The organism is Paenibacillus sp. UNC217MF (assembly GCF_000686865.1).
Classification (GTDB): Bacteria; Bacillota; Bacilli; order Paenibacillales; family Paenibacillaceae; genus Paenibacillus_B; species Paenibacillus_B suaedae.
In genome coordinates this window covers 203,453-220,287 of the sequence record NZ_KK366028.1, presented here as the reverse complement: position 1 = coordinate 220,287, position 16,835 = coordinate 203,453, and the positions used below count along the sequence as shown (strand labels likewise).

13 protein-coding genes are annotated in these 16,835 nt (G+C 48.3%); 4 read left to right on the top strand and 9 right to left on the bottom strand.

The features are described from left to right. Positions 1-45 precede the first annotated feature (45 nt). Positions 46-1,521: a sensor histidine kinase gene (locus BP95_RS0122630; protein ID WP_231515175.1), complete on the bottom strand. Its 1,476-nt coding sequence runs from the start codon at positions 1,519-1,521 to the stop codon at positions 46-48. Beyond that, positions 1,518-2,483 (bottom strand): substrate-binding domain-containing protein, encoded by a 966-nt coding sequence (locus tag BP95_RS0122625; protein ID WP_021257381.1) that lies wholly within the window; start codon positions 2,481-2,483, stop codon positions 1,518-1,520. Before BP95_RS0122625 ends, BP95_RS0122630 begins: the two co-directional genes overlap by 4 nt. 287 nt (positions 2,484-2,770) lie before the next feature. Between BP95_RS0122625 and BP95_RS0122620 the strand changes: the two genes are divergently transcribed. The 3 genes from BP95_RS0122620 to BP95_RS0122610 are packed head-to-tail and all read left to right on the top strand — an operon-like array spanning position 2,771 to position 5,989. Next, positions 2,771-4,081, top strand: a complete 1,311-nt coding sequence (locus BP95_RS0122620) for an efflux RND transporter periplasmic adaptor subunit (protein ID WP_028533311.1) — start codon at positions 2,771-2,773, stop codon at positions 4,079-4,081. Then, the gene (locus tag BP95_RS0122615) at positions 4,078-4,863 is read left to right on the top strand and encodes an ABC transporter ATP-binding protein (RefSeq protein ID WP_269321459.1); all 786 of its coding nucleotides are present in this window, start codon (positions 4,078-4,080) and stop codon (positions 4,861-4,863) included. Before BP95_RS0122620 ends, BP95_RS0122615 begins: the two co-directional genes overlap by 4 nt. Next, complete coding sequence (locus BP95_RS0122610) at positions 4,805-5,989, top strand: ABC transporter permease (RefSeq protein ID WP_036592662.1); 1,185 nt, start codon at positions 4,805-4,807, stop codon at positions 5,987-5,989. Before BP95_RS0122615 ends, BP95_RS0122610 begins: the two co-directional genes overlap by 59 nt. A 136-nt stretch (positions 5,990-6,125) precedes the next feature. On the opposite strand, the gene BP95_RS0122605 is transcribed toward BP95_RS0122610, so the two are convergent. Beyond that, positions 6,126-6,764: a class I SAM-dependent methyltransferase gene (locus BP95_RS0122605; protein ID WP_231515174.1), complete on the bottom strand. Its 639-nt coding sequence runs from the start codon at positions 6,762-6,764 to the stop codon at positions 6,126-6,128. Positions 6,765-6,830: 66 nt separating this feature from the next. After that, positions 6,831-7,553 carry a GGDEF domain-containing protein gene (locus BP95_RS0122600; RefSeq protein WP_028533308.1) on the bottom strand — a complete coding sequence of 241 codons (723 nt, stop codon included), beginning with the start codon at positions 7,551-7,553 and terminating at the stop codon, positions 6,831-6,833. A 182-nt stretch (positions 7,554-7,735) separates the two neighbouring features. Between BP95_RS0122600 and BP95_RS0122595 the strand changes: the two genes are divergently transcribed. Beyond that, the gene (locus BP95_RS0122595) at positions 7,736-8,761 is read left to right on the top strand and encodes a phosphotransferase (protein ID WP_028533307.1); all 1,026 of its coding nucleotides are present in this window, start codon (positions 7,736-7,738) and stop codon (positions 8,759-8,761) included. 75 nt (positions 8,762-8,836) lie between these two features. On the opposite strand, the gene BP95_RS0122590 is transcribed toward BP95_RS0122595, so the two are convergent. From BP95_RS0122590 to wsfD, 5 genes are all read right to left on the bottom strand, one after another. Then, entirely contained in the window at positions 8,837-9,691 is an 855-nt protein-coding gene (locus BP95_RS0122590) for a diguanylate cyclase domain-containing protein (RefSeq protein WP_021257388.1), read from the bottom strand. Further along, on the bottom strand, positions 9,672-11,780 hold the full coding sequence (locus tag BP95_RS0122585; RefSeq protein ID WP_021257389.1) for a cellulose biosynthesis cyclic di-GMP-binding regulatory protein BcsB: 2,109 nt from the start codon (positions 11,778-11,780) through the stop codon (positions 9,672-9,674). Before BP95_RS0122585 ends, BP95_RS0122590 begins: the two co-directional genes overlap by 20 nt. Positions 11,781-12,070: 290 nt before the next feature. Further along, positions 12,071-13,321 (bottom strand): glycosyltransferase family 2 protein, encoded by a 1,251-nt coding sequence (locus BP95_RS0122580; protein ID WP_021257390.1) that lies wholly within the window; start codon positions 13,319-13,321, stop codon positions 12,071-12,073. Between the two features lie 10 nt (positions 13,322-13,331). Continuing rightward, a complete protein-coding gene (locus BP95_RS0122575; RefSeq protein ID WP_028533306.1) occupies positions 13,332-14,876 on the bottom strand; it encodes a hypothetical protein in 1,545 nt (514 codons plus the stop codon). Between the two features lies 1 nt (position 14,877). Then, complete coding sequence (wsfD, locus tag BP95_RS31160) at positions 14,878-16,422, bottom strand: glycan biosynthesis hexose transferase WsfD (protein WP_021257392.1); 1,545 nt, start codon at positions 16,420-16,422, stop codon at positions 14,878-14,880. Positions 16,423-16,835: the final 413 nt, after the last annotated feature.

Here is a 16,835-nt window from a genome sequence, read left to right as displayed (position 1 = left end):
GTTCTCCCTCCTTTCTGATTCACATGTTAGTAAGGATACCTCCAATTATCGAGGATTCATTATCCTGCCAATATCCTGTTGCCCCTTGTGATTCTCCTTGTCCGGTATTCGAATCAATACGGTTGTGCCCCCTCCGGGCTCGCTCTGAATATCCACCAGATCGGTTCTGCCATAGTACAGTTCTAATCGTCTAAATACATTGTACGTTCCAAGTCCTGTAGATTGTCCCCCTGATCGGGAATCTGCTGGTTCTGCATCCATGCGAAGCAGGGCGCTGCGCGTCTCTTCCGTCATGCCGCTGCCATTGTCTGCAATCGAGATTCGCACCTCGCTCGGTACACGTTCAATGGACAAGGTTACAACCGCTCCTATTTCCATGCCTTCAATGCCATGAACAAATACATTTTCCAAAATCGGCTGCAGGGTAAGCACAGGAACGAGCACGTCCAAGGCTGCTTCATCAATGTGGGTAACAAACTGGATTCGATCACGGAATCTAGCCTGCTGAATCGTGAAATACTCCTTTGCTTGCTCCACTTCATCTCGGAGCGGTACAGGCTGATCCAGCTTGCGCAGATTATAGCGGAGCAAGTTAGACATCGACACAGTTAAATCGCTAGTTCGTTCCGCACCTTCTAACAAGGCAAGCTTGGCAAGCACATTAAGAGAGTTGAACAGAAAGTGCGGGTTCATTTGATTTTGCAGCGCCTTGAGCTCCAATTCCTTCACGAGCCGATCCTTCTCCAAGTTCGCCTTATCCTTCTCAATCAACTGCAGAAGATCATCCTGCATGCGCCCGAACGCTTCAGACAGCATACGAATTTCACTGCTGCCCTCCACTTGTGGAGGCTTCGTCTGCAAGTTGCCGCGGGAAATTGCTCTCGCTGCATGAACCAGCTTCTTAATTGGCTCGGTAATGCCTAGCGATAGCCAATAGGCAAGCATGATACTTAGCAGCGTATTGATAATAAAAAGTCCGATTCCCCATCGATTCATCGCTTCTGTGTGCGTGAAGATCTGCCGGTAGAAGGGCTGATAATAACGAAGCTCCGCATCAATCAATTGATGCCCTTCTTCTCGGATGAACCCTGCCGTCGCTTCCAGTTCCTCATACAGCGGCACATAACGCAGAGAGCTCGGTTCCCCCCACGCCTTTAGCACACCTGCTTCCTCTTCGATATACGTGTTCAGCAGATTGCGATAATTACGCACGTCCGCTCCGGCGGATGGAGCATTCGTTTTTTGCTCCGTCAATTGATCTCTCATCAACTTCAGACTATGAGCCTCACGAAGATACTCTTCGCGCGATCGATCGCTTTGATCTAACAAATAGATGTTCAAGGCACGCAGATTGCTGTCGGTTTGGGTTGCAATTTGCCTGTACATCAATACCCGCTCCAGCATGACATTATAGCTTTGCTGTACGGTTCTTCCACTCTGGAAGACGAAAAAGGAGACGCCATTGCTCAAGACGAGCAGCGCCGGAATGAAAATCAATAGCTTTTTCCGTATATTCATCATTGTTCCAAAACCTTAGTACTTGTATATTGAGTTGCTGCGTACGGCTCGCCCGCAAAAATTTGCTGCAGAATGGATACTGCTTCGGCGCCAATCTCCCTTGGCTGCTGCACGAGCGTTGCTACGATGTCTCCGTGAGCAATCGCACGCCTAGTTGCCTCTACATCATCGAAGCCAAATACGTTAATCTTCCCCTTATTCGCAGCTTGCAATCCCTCTACAATCCCTGCGGCATCCCACGCACTAAACCCGATAATCGTTCGTATATCCGGATGCTCGCTCAGCATAAGCTTCGTCTGCTTCGCTGCCTCGATGCGAGATATATTCGATGAACGCACGTCTACGATCTCATAGCCTGAAGCCTTATCGATGATGGATCTGAATCCCTCCAGCCGCTTCCGTTGATTGTCAGCCAGTTCGCTGCCTAAGATGATGCCTATTTTCCCTTTGTATGCTGAGCCATGAACGACCAATTCACCCATTTGTACACCAGCCGCCCGATTATCTGTTCCGACATAAGCGAACCGTCTGCTGTCCGGTGCATCGGAATCCACCGTTATAACCGGAATGCCTTGATCCATTGCTCTGCCTACGAGTTCATCGTATCGTGGCTCATTGATTCCCTGTGTCAAAATGGCATCCGGCTTGGAGGCAATGGCCTTGGCCAGCAACCTCATCTGCTCCGACGGGTTAATGCGTATGGGTCCGGTATATTCGATTTCCATATCCCGCTGTGCAGCTGCTTCCTTCGCCCCCTGCTCCACCGTGCTCCAGAAGGGATTATCCAGCTCTTGGGCAATGAGCACCACATGCTTAAGCGATTGCTGCTGCCCTGCGTCTGTACCCGTCTCCAGCTGCCCAACTAGACGTTCGATTGCAAGTGTGGAAGACAAGAATCGAACAATCACATAACCGAATATAGCTGCAAGGACGATCAGGCCTATGATCCACTTTCGTTTTGCCATGATGCCCCCTCGATGTCTGCATTGAAATATAGGCTCTATTATACTGATCTCACTGTGAAAATGAAAATGAGGCTCATCACTACATTACCCCCTGCTTTATTGGCAGCTTCTAGCCGCTCCACTTCCTCCACAATGTAGTCTGTTATTCCACTTTCAGCGTTTATTCAGCTAATGCTCAGTTTTTACTCAGTGTGCTTTAATGGACCATTCATCTATGGTAAGTACCCTAAGTTCAGCGGGCACAACGATTGAATGCCCAACAGAACCGGTAAAGGTGGATAGAGACGATGAAGAAATGGGTGTATGTGGCAGGGATTCTGCTTGTAGCAGGTGCAGCCACCGCTGTGTATTTGACCCAGCGGCCGGCAGAACAGCCTTCAGCTGCTAATTTGCCAACAAGAACCGTACAAGCAAGTAAGGGGAACATGGAAACAAAGGTATCCGGATCTGGAGCCGTTAGCGTGTCGGAGGTGAACAACGTCAAGGCTGGCTATAAAGGTACGATCAGCAAAATCAACTTCAAAGTAGGTGATCAAGTAAAAAAAGGCCAGACGCTTGTTGTATTCAAAAAGACAGACAACTCAGAGCGAATCAAGCAAACGGAGTTGTCGCTTAAAAAGCAGCAATTGCAAATGCAGCAGCTTCAGAAGCAGTACAAGGAGGCACCTGAGGAGAACCGGGAGTCCATTCAGGTGAACATGGAATCCCTCGACTTGGAAATCGAGCAAAATGAATCTACACTCGCCAGCCTCCAGGCCGAAGAAGCAGAGAATCACGATGTAGTTGCTCCAACTGCAGGGACAATTAAGGAGAGCCAGATTGAAACAGGCAATGATGTGAATGAAAATACCGTAGTCGCGGTCATCGCCGACTATACCAAACTCGAATTTATCATGTCAGCTGACGAGCTCGATATTCCATCGATTCAATCCGGACAGTCAGCGCAAGTTACACTCAATGCCTTCCCCAACCAACAATTTACTGGAAAAATCACTTCAATTGGAAAAGAGGGCAACAGCAACAATGGTGTCGCTACTTATGAGGTCGGCATCAGCCTAACCAAGCCGGATGGCGTCCTCGCCGGCATGTCCGGTCAAGCGGAAATCGTTACCCAGTCTAAGAAGGATGTCGTGCTCGTTCCCGTCGACGCTGTTATCGCGATGGGCAGCAAGCATTTTGTGCGTGTGCCTAGCGATGCTGAGAGTCCCCCCACCACGACGAACGATGGCAAGGATACTACTCGCGGACAAGACAACGCCGAAGGAGCAGATAAGCAAGATAGCAAGGCGATCAATCAGCGGAATGCAGGCAATGGGAATACAAGAAACAATGGACGTGTGGGTATGGGACAAGCAATGGGCGGCACACTTAAGGAAGTCGTCGTTGGGATTAGCAACGACACTTATGCCGAAATCACATCCGGGCTTCAAGCTGGTGATGCTGTCTTAATTGCCACCCCACAAGGCAAGGCAGGCAGCGGTAGCAGTACCACCGAGCAAAGACAGCGCCAGAATGGAATGGGCTTTGGCGGTGGTGGGTTCCCTGGGGGAGCGAGCTTCCAGGGCGGCTCGATGGGAAGCAGAGGCGGTCGCCAATGAAGCAGCTTGCCAATACTGCCAATGTCATGGCAAACATGTCTAATAATCAAAGCATCATCTCCATTTGTAACGTTAAGAAGTCATATCGAATGGGATCGGAAGAGGTCAATATTCTCCAAGGCGTCAATCTCGATATTCAGTATGGCGATTTTGTAGCCATTATTGGCCCTTCTGGATCAGGGAAGTCGACGTTGATGAACGTCATTGGCTGTCTGGATACGCCAAGTGAAGGAAGTTATACGCTGGATGGAGTAGAAGTAAGCCGCCTGAGCGACAACAAGCTTGCAGACATTCGCAATCATAAGATCGGATTTATCTTTCAAAGTTTCCACCTGCTCCCTAAGCTGACTGCCATTGAAAATGTTGAGCTGCCTCTCATCTACCGTGGATTAAGCAATAAAGAGAGACGGGAAGCAGCACTGCAGGCACTGCAGCAGGTGGGCTTGGAGGATAGGATTGGGCATCGGCCAAGCGAGCTATCCGGCGGGCAGCAGCAGCGAGTAGCCATCGCTCGCGCATTGGCCGCACACCCTCCCATCCTGCTTGCAGATGAACCAACTGGGGCATTGGATACGAAGACGGGACACGAGGTGCTCGAACTGATCGATAAGCTCAATCAAGAAGGACATACGATCGTGCTCATCACTCACGACATGGAGGTCGCTGCTCGAGCGAAGAGGGTTGTCTTCATGAATGACGGCATCCTGACCGAAGAAAGGGGGAATGGGCGTGAAGCTGTCGCAAGGATTCAAAATGTCATGGCACAGTATCCGTTCCAATAAGCTGCGCACCTTCCTATCTATGCTGGGGATATTAATTGGTGTAGCTACCGTTATTTCCTTAATGGCCATGGGCCAAGGCTCTTCCAATGCAGTCGAGCAATCCCTGCAAAGCCTGGGAACGAATCAGTTGTCCGTGAACATTATGGGTCGAGGCAGCCAAACGACATTAACTTTGGAGGATGCCATCCATCTCGCAGATGATATACCGGATATCGAGGGCTTGGCTCCTATCGTATCTGGGAGTGCGACCGTCAAGAACGGGACGACCGAATCTGCATCCGTGACTGTAGAAGGCATTACACCAGAATATGAGCAGGTGAAGGACTTCAAAAATCAGAGCGGACGCTATATCGTGCCGCTTGACGTCACAGGCTATTCCCGAGTGGCCCTGCTTGGCGTAGATACGGCAGATGAATTATTCAAGGGAGCAGATCCCATCGGGCAAACGATACTGCTCGATGGCGCTCGATTCAAAGTCGTGGGCGTGCTGGAGTCTAAGGGAAGCTCGCTCGGCGGATCGAATGACGAGAAGGTTCTCATCCCTATTACAACGGCGCAGCGAATGTTTCAATCGGCCGGCGTTCGCTCCGTCAACATTAAGGTTGCTCAGGAAGAACGCATGAGCGTGGTCGTCGACCAGCTGAATGAGAAGCTGACGAAGCTGTTCCGCGGCAATACGAACAGCTTCAATATTTTCAACCAGCAGGATGTCAAGGAGACGATGAGCTCGATCACGAAGACGCTGTCAACAATGATGGCAGGTGTCGCTGGCATCTCCCTCATTATCGGGGGAATTGGGATAATGAATATCATGCTGGTATCTGTCACGGAGCGTACGCGGGAAATCGGCATTCGCAAATCGCTCGGTGCCAAGAAACGCGATATTTTACTGCAATTTCTCATTGAATCGGTTGTTCTTAGTGGACTGGGCGGATTGACTGGGATTGGGCTCGCCTATGGCGCCTGTTTTGCCATGACCCATTTCTTGTCCGTTGCTACCGCCATCCAAGTCGATATCGTCATCTACGCATTTGCTTTCTCCGCGATCATCGGCATCGTGTTCGGCATATTCCCTGCCAACAAAGCAGCTTCCTTGAAGCCTGTAGAAGCTTTGCGGCATGATTGAATTAATACTGAAATGATGGACAGCATAGCTTGCAGTCCGATCAACAAGAAAGACAGCCTGATCCCTTTAAGGATAACAGGCTGTCTCTATTTTAAGGTTAAGAAGTATCACGAATCAAGACCACCCCTCGATGCTGCTACGGTCTCGCCCACACAACGTGCAACATATCGAGCCAGTAACTCTCTTCCCGTTCAATCTTGATGTCCGCGCCGCGAATCATATCCATGATGCTGCGTGTATGATGGCAGCCCGTAAAGCGATATAGCAGTGGATTGAGCGTCTTCTGCACCGCAGATACAGCCGCCTTCGAGCTGATCCCATGCTCCATTAGCAGCAGCTTGCCGTCGGGTTTGCACCAGCGACGCATGTTGCGCAGCACCATCATCGGATTCTGGTAGCTGCACATGGATAGCGTGGAGATAACCGTATCGAAAGATTGCTCAGGGAAATTCAATTCTTCCGTATCCGAGCATATGAAATTGACATTCAACCGGTAATGTTCCGCCGCCTTCCTCGCCTTATCCAGCATACCCTCACTGAAGTCAGTAGCGGTAATACTCACACCTGAAGGGTAGTATGGGAAGTTGGCTCCTGCTCCAACTGCAATTTCAAGCACTTCCCCTGCTGCGCTGCCGATTAGTTTCTCTCTCCATTTCCGCTGCTTCGGATCTTCGCGGCGCTTATCGTATTGAGCCGCCTGCTTATCAAAGATACGGACTAGTTTTGTCTTCTCCAACTGATTGCCCCTCCATTGCTCCGTATCGCTTGTGAACATGCTTGCCCACCAAGCGAGGTCGATGTCGTGTAGAAGACAATACGAGGAACACCGTCTGTTGTTTCACTATTTTTCCATTACACATCGGCGTGATGACGCCTCTTCGCAATGTCCATTTGATAGAGTCGCAGTTCGCTTCCGATGGGCATCCGACTTGCTCTGGCGCTTATTCCATAGCATCTGCTGATCCGCAATGTCCACCAGTTCATTCAGACTTATGCCTTGACTTGGGAATGTTGAGCAGCCTATGGAGATAGACAACGGTGTCTGCTGGTAACTCGTCGGAAGCTGAATGTGGGATAGCAAGGTATGCTGAACATTATGCACTTCCTTATCATCCTCACAAGGAACCATAATAACGAACTCATCTCCGCCCCAGCGCGCAACCCGCTTGCCGCGGATTTTCATTTGCAGCAGCTGACTGCTTACTTTCTTCAACATCGTGTCACCAACATGATGACCATAACTATCGTTAATCGTCTTAAAGTTATCGATGTCGATGAAATAGACAGCCACTTTGTGATTGGCTTTAATTGATTTCTTAGACATGGCACGGAACAGGCGCAATGCTGCTGGTCGGGTGTGTGTCCTCGTTAACGGATCCGTATCACGTTCGTATCGTAATCGATCGATGTACTTGCCAACTTGCCACGAGAATAACAGGGCCAAAGCTGACATGACCACGACCAAATAATGATTTAGACCATTTAGCGACAAATACATATGCAGCGACAATGCCGCTAGCAAAGTCACCGCAGTCAATAACATTCTGCCTTTTCGTGTCTCCATACTCCACCTCGGAATCTCATTATCCAACATTATATTCCAGCTTGCTGAACATTTACTGAACAATCTTCAAGAGAGCGCCAATCGCAAGGCACACTCGCCTGTGTCCACTCCTATTTCCTTGAATACACTGACGATAGACATTCCTTGCGTGAAATGTATAAGGACAGGGGGACATCGAAGAAGTGGCTCGTCGGTTATCTAAGTTTCAATTTCATACGATTACGAGGCAGTATGGGTTGCATCTAAGGAGAGTTAAACCATATCGTTCCCTGTATAAATCCACGGCAGCATACCGGGCTTCTACAGAGGAAGGGATATTCGCCATTAAACCCTTTTATAAATCCAAGGTGATAACCAAGCTGACGACGAAGCAGCAAATGATCCGAATTTCGGCTTATGTGAAGATGCTTCAGGAACAGAGCTATCCTCATCTCCCCCGTTGGCTGTACACATCGACCGGGAGAATGTGGGTGAGCCGCCGTGGCAGGCCGTACTACATGATGGAATGGGTAGAGGGGAATCGACCACAGCATGCTCAGGACTTCGAGCAGTTGGGCAGGGCCTTAGCTGTACTTCATACTTGCTGCCAAGGAATTCTCCCTCCAACACCTCTAGTTACGCATAAGGTAATTCAGCATCTATTCCAGCAAGACGCTGCATTTCGCCGCCAGCTTCCGGCACTGCGCAGGAGCAGAAACAGAGCATCCTGGTTCAGGACATACGGCACGCAATGTACAGAGCTTGCTGCTGAAGCGCAAGGCATCATCAACAACATGGAAGTACAACAGCTCCTTAACGAGGAAACCTATCATCCCACATTAATTCATGGTGATATCACTTCGCCGAATGTCATTATGAGCCCGAACGGACTTTATCTCATCGACTGGGATCAAGTAAGAATCGATTCTGCTTATTATGAGATTACGAAAACATTGTTCAACACCACTCATTTCAACCTTGCCCACATAGAGGCCCTATTGCAGGGATATGGGCAAGTGAAGCCTTGGACACCACCTGAACGATTGTTACTGAGCGCCCTATACCGTTGCCCGCTTGAAGCATGGATCGCAGCAAGGACAGTATCGGCAAGCCGTTCAATTCTTTTGCAGCGCATATTGACGCGAACCTGGAAGGAGCGGATGGCTGCCATTCAATGGATAGATGAATGGGCTAGAAACACTGACAACGAGGGACAGAACGGAGAATAATAAAAAATCCATCCACCTGACTACGGTGGATGGATTTGATCCAAGGCCGGATGCCCCTATGGCTTTCTGATCCCTTTATACATCGTACTCCATCTGCTTTCTTGCTTGCGTTATGAATTCCAGCGGCGTGGATACCGTCTCAGGAGAATATTCCAAGGCTCCCACGGTAAGATTCAGCTCGATCTTGTATTTGCCAGCCAATTCTACGTCATTGAAGGAGGCAACTTTCTCCTTCAACCGCTCGATGACCACATTGGCGCCGTCACGGTCGGTAAACAACAGCAGGCCCCATGTCGGATTATCCGTATTCAGCATGTATAGCGAGTCATTCATACGTATGCTTGTCTCACTAAGCTTGGACACACCATAGATCATTTCCGACATTTGCTCCTCGCTTACCATTCGCTTCAGCTCGTCCCAATATCTCACTTGCACGACAAGCAGCGTCAGCGGAATATGATAACGCGTAGAGAGAGCCATAAATACCTTGGCATCTTTTTGGAACGAGCGGCTATTTTTCAAGTCCGTGCTTTCGTCCATCGTCGCCAGAGATGCATTTATCCGTTTCAGCTGTTCGTTCTCCGTCTGCAATCTTCGATTGCCGAGTGTAAGCATGGCACTAACTACGGTAAAGGCTGGCGTCATGATAAGCCAGAAATAATTATGAGCCCCAACGACCCCACCTTCCACGACAGTCTGATACAACGTAAACGTCCCGTATCCGAACAGGAACACAATATTCAGAACTAACCCCGTTGTCACACTCGTAAAGTACGTAACGATCGCGATAAGAAAGGCCACATTCAGCAAAATTATGTTCAGGATGTAGCGATTCGGCTCACCCACCGTAAATGCAATGCATACGAAGCTCAGCAAAAACCATAGCAAGAAGGCGCCGTCCGACAGGAGACTACTTTGATTCCGTTTCATCGCCAGCCCCCCGTTTCTTGCGGTATTTGCGAATCATGAAAATGAGGGATACGAGCACGAGCAAGCCGATAAGCATTGCGGCCACCATGAAGCCCAGAACGTCCCCACGCTGCAGAACCTGCTCCACAATCGAGGAAGATTGCTGTTCCGCCTGCTTCTTGAAGCGGAAGGCGTGGATGTCGCCGTCCTTGTTCGTGGCTACGCCATCTCCATATATTCTCCACTTCGCATTATCACTGGCGAGCAGTTTGGAGGCCAAATAATCATATTCGGTGCTCGGTCCACTAATAGCAAGCAAGCCTCGGCCTGCTTCAAACGGAGATTCGATGATCTGAAGCGTACCTAAACGTTTGCCGTAATCCGCGTCCACGCTCATCTTTTCATTGGAGGTAAACCCTTCTCCGTTTGCTCCATATTTAAAATACAATTTATCATTATTATCCCGAATGACTTTATTATTGTTATAGCTGCCAATTGCGATCACGTTATGGGCCTTCAAGTCAGAAGCAGCTGCGCTATCCTCAAAGAACCGGACTTCGCCTGCATTGCCCTCCGCATATTGGCCAAGAAGATTGAACACATTCGCCAGCGACTGATACGTATACATATCTGGATTTTTCGGCATCACAACCGCAACTTGATTGAAGCTGCCGTCACGAAGGAATGGGTTCGGATAGCTGTCGAACAGCAGCTCTGTCTTATCTTTCGTTTTCAGCTGCAGTACCGAATCCTTCGTAATGAATGCCCAGGGCATCTCATCCTGCGGCTCCATGCACACAACATTCCGAAGCTCCAAATCAAATGCAACCGTGACTGTAAAGTTACCCGTTACATCTAAATTTTTCGGAATCGGCAGGGTTAATGTATCCTTGTTGGCTAAATCCATATTCAGCTTCTTGCTGCCGATTGGCGTGTTGTTAATGAGCACCGTAACCATGGAGCGATCAAAATCAAGATTGGTCGCATACCGCATGTCCAGGTGGATTTTGCTCGCCTCGGCAATCGTGCGGTTGGCCGGAAGCGATATGAAGTATGATTTCTCTTGATGCATCCAGCCTTTCAGCTTATCGCCATTGTCCGTAAGCTTCATGTCCCTGCTAATGGTGACTTCAGGTGTCGTAACATCCGTATCGCCCGATACCATTTTCGTATCCCCGTCCAACTGCTTGACCAGCTCTTGATTTGCCAGCAATCGTCCTGCCTTCACCAGCATGGCAGGATCCTGAGAAGTAACGACAAGAGTAGGCTGTGTACCCGTCCGAATCACGCGGATCACCGCAGCTTGCGCGACATCTACATTGCCCAGCTCACTCTTCCAAGCCTCCGGCAGTTGATCGTACAATGCCACAGCCACAACTGCTGTTTTCCCCTTCAAGGCATCAGCATCGAATGCATACATCGGAATTTGTTTTTGCTTCAGTCGATTTTGCTTCGCGAATCCTGATAATGCATATACGGCAGCCTCCAGTTCAGCTGGCTTGCTATTCTTCGGGATCGCTATCGCGTTACGTTCATCACTAACCGTATCCATGCCTATAAAATGACGGTTAAAATCGCGAATGCTCGGCTTAATCGCCTCACTCGTATATCGAATGGAGGCGCCTGACGTCGCAAACAGCTGCAGCCAGTTGTCACGCTTCTCCGACGGCATACAAATTTGATTTGCATCCGTAGTGACAATATAACCTTCGATCGTCAGCGTGTTATTCCCTTTCACCAGCAGTTCCTTCGGAACGGATACCGTAAGGCGACGCTTTGGATCATTGCTGACGTCAGGACGAAAGGAATGAAACTTTTTCCCGTTCAATGACAGCGTCACGCTTGACCGTTCTCTTTTCGTCAAAGGCGACGCCTTATAATCTACATGAATCTTAACTTCATCAACCTTCCAATACTCCTCAGTCTGGAAGTTGAACTGTCTGGAGGACATAATCCCGGACAAAGATGTGTCCGCACTTGAAAATGTCTCTTCATACGTACTCAGTTGAGCAGAGCCCAATGCGGGAGCCACAGCTGCCGAGGCCTGTCCAAGCTGTCCGAATAACAAGGACAAGCAAGTCATGCCGACTACGATCCACCGTTTATTCACAAGCTTCTCTCCTGTCTTTTCTTATAAATGAGTATTCCGTAATCGAACGAGTTCCTATATAAATGCCTGATCAAATGGTCGAAATACTGCGTGATCAAAATGGTCGATTTTCAGCACCGAGAAGGTTGCTTGAACTCGAAGCCGATGCTTCCGAAGAGAGTTTTGCTTTGCAAAACTTGTAAGGAGCAGCGGAATGTAGGGCGAACTACATGAGCAGCGGACTTCGAGAGTGAATGCAAGATTCGATGCCGAGTTACTTCCTGAGATACTGCGTGATCAAAATCGACCTTCTAAAAACGTTCAGTTTTGTACCATTTGACTTCTCGCTTGAATAATAAATCCTTCACATAGTTATAGAGCCCATAAGCGGCTACGACCATCCACATCTGGCAATACGATACATACATCAGCATAATGATCCACAGATTGGAGAGCACCATCTCCCCTTTTTCCGTGATCAACGTAATATAGGTACCTAAGATGAACAGCGTGATGGCCAGCAGCCATAAGAAGGAACTGAAGCCAGCTATCGTCGTATGTACGTAGCCTAAAGCATGTAAGATGAGCAAGATGTCGGACATGACCAATGAGGTAAGCAGCAAAAAGTAAATCGATAAAAAATATAGGATATCAAAACGGATATTTCTTGCCTTGCGGTCAAAAAGCAGCGGGATGTTTTTGATGATGACGTAAATATTCCCCTTCGCCCAGCGTGTTCGCTGCTTGAACCATACCTTTACCGTCTGCGGCTCTTGCTCCCATGTTACAGATTTCGGCTGGAACTTAATTCGATAACCCATCATGTAAATGCGAAAGCTAATTTCCGTATCCTCCGCAATCGCCTTCACGTCCCAGCCGCCTATGCTCTCCACGATACTCCGCCGCATAATGAAGTTCGTCCCCGGAATCGTGCACAGCTTGAATAGCTTCCATCGTCCTGCCTGAGCCATCCATTGGAATGACAGCGTCTCGATGTTAATAAAGCGCGTAAGCAGGTTCGTGTTGCGGTTGCGGGTACGGAACTTGCCGATAACCGCACCGAGTGTATCGTCGTTCGTAATCTCTGCTACCAGATAGCGTAGAGCCGTCTTCTCTGGCGTATTGTCTGCGTCGTAGATGGCAATCAATTCGCCTCGGCTCTGCTTGAATCCGATATTAAGCGCGTTAGATTTGCCTTTCCCACCTGTCACCGCATCCGTGTTGATGATAATCAGATTGCGGCCGTCATGCTTGCGCTGCAAATTGCCCAGCAGCTCGCTGCTGTTATCCGATGAATTATCATTGATAACGATAATCTCGTATCGATCATGAGGATAATCCAGCGCCAATAGCGACTCCACCGTCTTCGTGATGACCTTCCCTTCATTATGGGCGGGCACCATGATGGAGACGAATGGCGCCTCGCCCTTAATTTCCGGCACTTCCTCGTTCTCGATCTTGATGTAGTACAAGTATCCTGCAATGATCAGGACGACGTTGACGAGCAAGAGCGACCAAATACAGATAACCGCTATGAGCATTAAAATATCTGCAGTCGTCATGGCTATCTCCTTATTTGTAATATTTGCGCTTGTACAGTCGTTTACCCACGATGAGAAACCCTGTGAATGCAATAAGCGTCAGTACGATAATGACAATAAAAATTTTGTTCTGTACATTGAACAACGTCTCGAAGCTCTTCACTTCTTTTTCCTTATATACATAATCCGAGCTTACCTTCTTGATCACGACATCCAAGTTTACACCCTGTCCGTTAATGGTCACACTACCGCTCCGAGACATAATGATGCTGTTGGGGGTACGAACGGTATGGGAGGCGTGTTTATAATCAGAAAATGTTATCCAGCTGCTCTGCAATTGCTCTATGATGTCGTCCAGCTTCTCTTCTGTATCGGGAAAGTCAAAGGTTAATGCGGTATTCATAGGCATTGCAGGCATGAAAGTTCCGGAATGACCGAATTGCTCTAAAAATCCAGGCTGCATGCTGAATGCGGAGAACGGGAATGCCTTGGACTCATTCGTCTGAATTCTGTACTTCAACGTCTTATTTGGAAACAACACGACCGAGTCCGTAAAGCTCATGCCCTCTTCCGCATATCTTTGGTCATAGGTCCAATAGAAGTCCGCTCCAAGTCCCAATGGTGCAATCCCATAGTCTGCAAGCACGTCAATGAACCCTTCCATCTTCCCCTTTAATGTCGTATCGCTTAGATTGACCGTTGAGGCTACGACTGGAGCATTTGCAATAATGCTTCCATTGCGGGATTGAACATATTTCAGTGTTTCCATATATCGCTTCATTGCCGGATAATCGGTATTCATGAATACCGGCTGCACACTTGCGATGAACGGAATTCCCGCCTCGTACATCCGGTCGGCAAGCCGCTCCAGCAGCTGCAGGTCGGAGAACGGATATACTTCCTTGAAAATAACGTAGCTGCGCGCCTCTTCTGCATTGCCCAGCCAGTCCTTCAACAAATGCGACATTGCCAGTTCACTGATATTGCCCCGCTCGAAATAAGCTGCATAACCGTAGCGGCCGTTTCGCACTCCATAAGGGAACTCGGACGGAGCGCCTGCTGGGCTCAGGCTCCCGTAATGAGTACCCGCTGCATGCTCGATAATGGTCACTTGCTCGGTACGAATTGCATCTTGAACCAGGCGATTAATAGCGATTCGAATTGGGCCAGGCACTCCACTGTGAACGCGAAGCTCTAAGCTTGCGGTCACCGCTGCAGGGACTCTCGTACCAATGTGCAAGTAGTCCCCTCGATACTGTTCGACATCCTGAAGAAAATCCTGATTCGATTCATTCAGATCAGTCAGATTGTGAATCCCTATCACCTTCGCATAAGCGTCCATCTGCCCCCGCTGATAATGGTCAGAACGAACGAGCGTAACCTGCACGCCATAGGATGCCAGCAGGCGCTGCATTGCCTCGACATTTCCCTCTCTCGTTGTCCCTTTGTCCAAGCTATCGTAGATGAGCAGCACCTTAGAGGCCGCTTGCTCTGCTGCGTGAATGGTCATAGGCATCCCACACCCAAGCAGTAGCAGCAATGCAAGCATGTATACAAATAATTTCCTTTGGATCACGTTACATCACCACCTTGGCCCCCTCATGTGCATGAGTGCCGGTATCAGAAGTAAGCAGTGCAGAATCTTCATCCTGCCTGCTCCATAAGCGTCTGCGTATGGCGTCAGACACCGTTACAAACGTGACAAGGTCGAACACCGCCGTAAACACAAATTCATGCTTCGCCAAATCGGCATCCCCCGCACCAATAATGGACACCGCAATTCCCGACAATCCCATCAAAATCATGATAAAGATAAAGGAGAATCGGATCATGCGCCGTATTTGCTTGGCCCTTGCAGCCGCAACAAAGGAAGGCATGTACAATCCGGCAATAAGCACAATCCACAAAATCACAAAGCCGAATGTTTTCGGTGCCATTTTTGCCTTCAGGATACTGTAGCCGGAGAAAAACGTCGTCTGCGCACGGAATGGCTTTCCAACCGATATTTCATAATTCCCCATTGCCGGAGGACGAATTTTGAATGCGCTCTTGGCCGCCAAATCCAGCATGTCGATAGCTTTAGAAGGATGAGTTACATAATAGCCAAGAATCGATACAAATCCGTATTTGTTGTAGAACTGATTCTCTAGAATTTCAGAATCTACATCTACTGTTGTGTACAGCTCGTAATAAATACTTTTGTTCAGTATGGCGTACTGCTTGTCCATATTGAATTGTTCCAATGTAGATTCCGGATCATCGGATCCCATCAATATCCCCCGCGTCATCGCATGATATTGGTTGATGTTCACGAACTCCTTCGGTATAAGCGTGTAGGTGCCAATACCAGCCAGAAGCAAAAGCACGAGCGTTGAAGACATCAATACCCGGAATGTTCTTCCTTTCCGAATAAAGATGAGGAAGATGCCAAATATGCCGAGAATGATGCCGAGAGGCGCATTCTGTTGTTTACTTGTCGTCAACAGCAGTCCGCTGGCCAACAGCACACCCATCATGACATAGTCATTGTATCGATTGCGATAGATGAGCAGCCCTGAGGCGAACACAAAGATCAGCATAATAAACACGATGCTCTCCCCAAAGAAGGAGTTAAAGTAAGCGGTATATGCGGTATCACCGAATAGAAATATCGCGATTATCGAAATCGGGTATGCGTACTTGGAAGGAACCTTCCACGTTAAGCTCTCCACGAGCAAATATACGGCAACGATATACAGCACCACGAATATGGCAGCTTGGAAGCGGATATCGAATACATCTGGATTAAATAATTGATTGAGCCAAATAGCTGCTTTGATAAATATGGACTGGGAAGAGAATAAGGTTGCCGCATTCTCGTTGTAGTATTGGAATATTCCATATTCCTTAATAAAATATCCAAAATACTGACTGTAGTAATCGGGTGCGTTGAAGTACAGGCCATTGCTGTAGAGAATTCGGAAATAGTCGCCGTTATCTGCCATTCCGATATAAGGGGGAACAAATAATGCAATACAAGTAATGATGAATACTCCCGCGGCAGCAAGCAGTGCCGGCGAGACATATCGGCGCAGGGACTCGAGCCTCTGACCGATTTTCAGCTTCAACCATGTGCCCGCCATCGGGTCGGCCTCCTTTTCCTATATTCAACTCAAAAAAATGAGTCTATAGCCTTATAATTAAACTGCGTGAGATGAGTCTCAAGAAAGTATAATCGCTATTACATTCGACAGGTGACATCCATATCCCTAGGTGATTTGAGGGATATTTTGTATTTTCTGAAAACAATATTTTCACCGTAGCCCCTATTATACATGCCTACAGACATCCTGTCAGTGGTGTCAACTTTCCATAATTGGCTCTATTACGCCTTTAACGTAATTACTGACCATAATATATACCCTAACTCCCATCTTACCAATCGGCACTGAATATATTCTTAATTTCGACTACAATCGCATAGTTCCAAAGTCCTGTTGTTTCTTTTTTATTGCTTTCTGTTATCATATAGCTATCGACATACACGAACATGCGT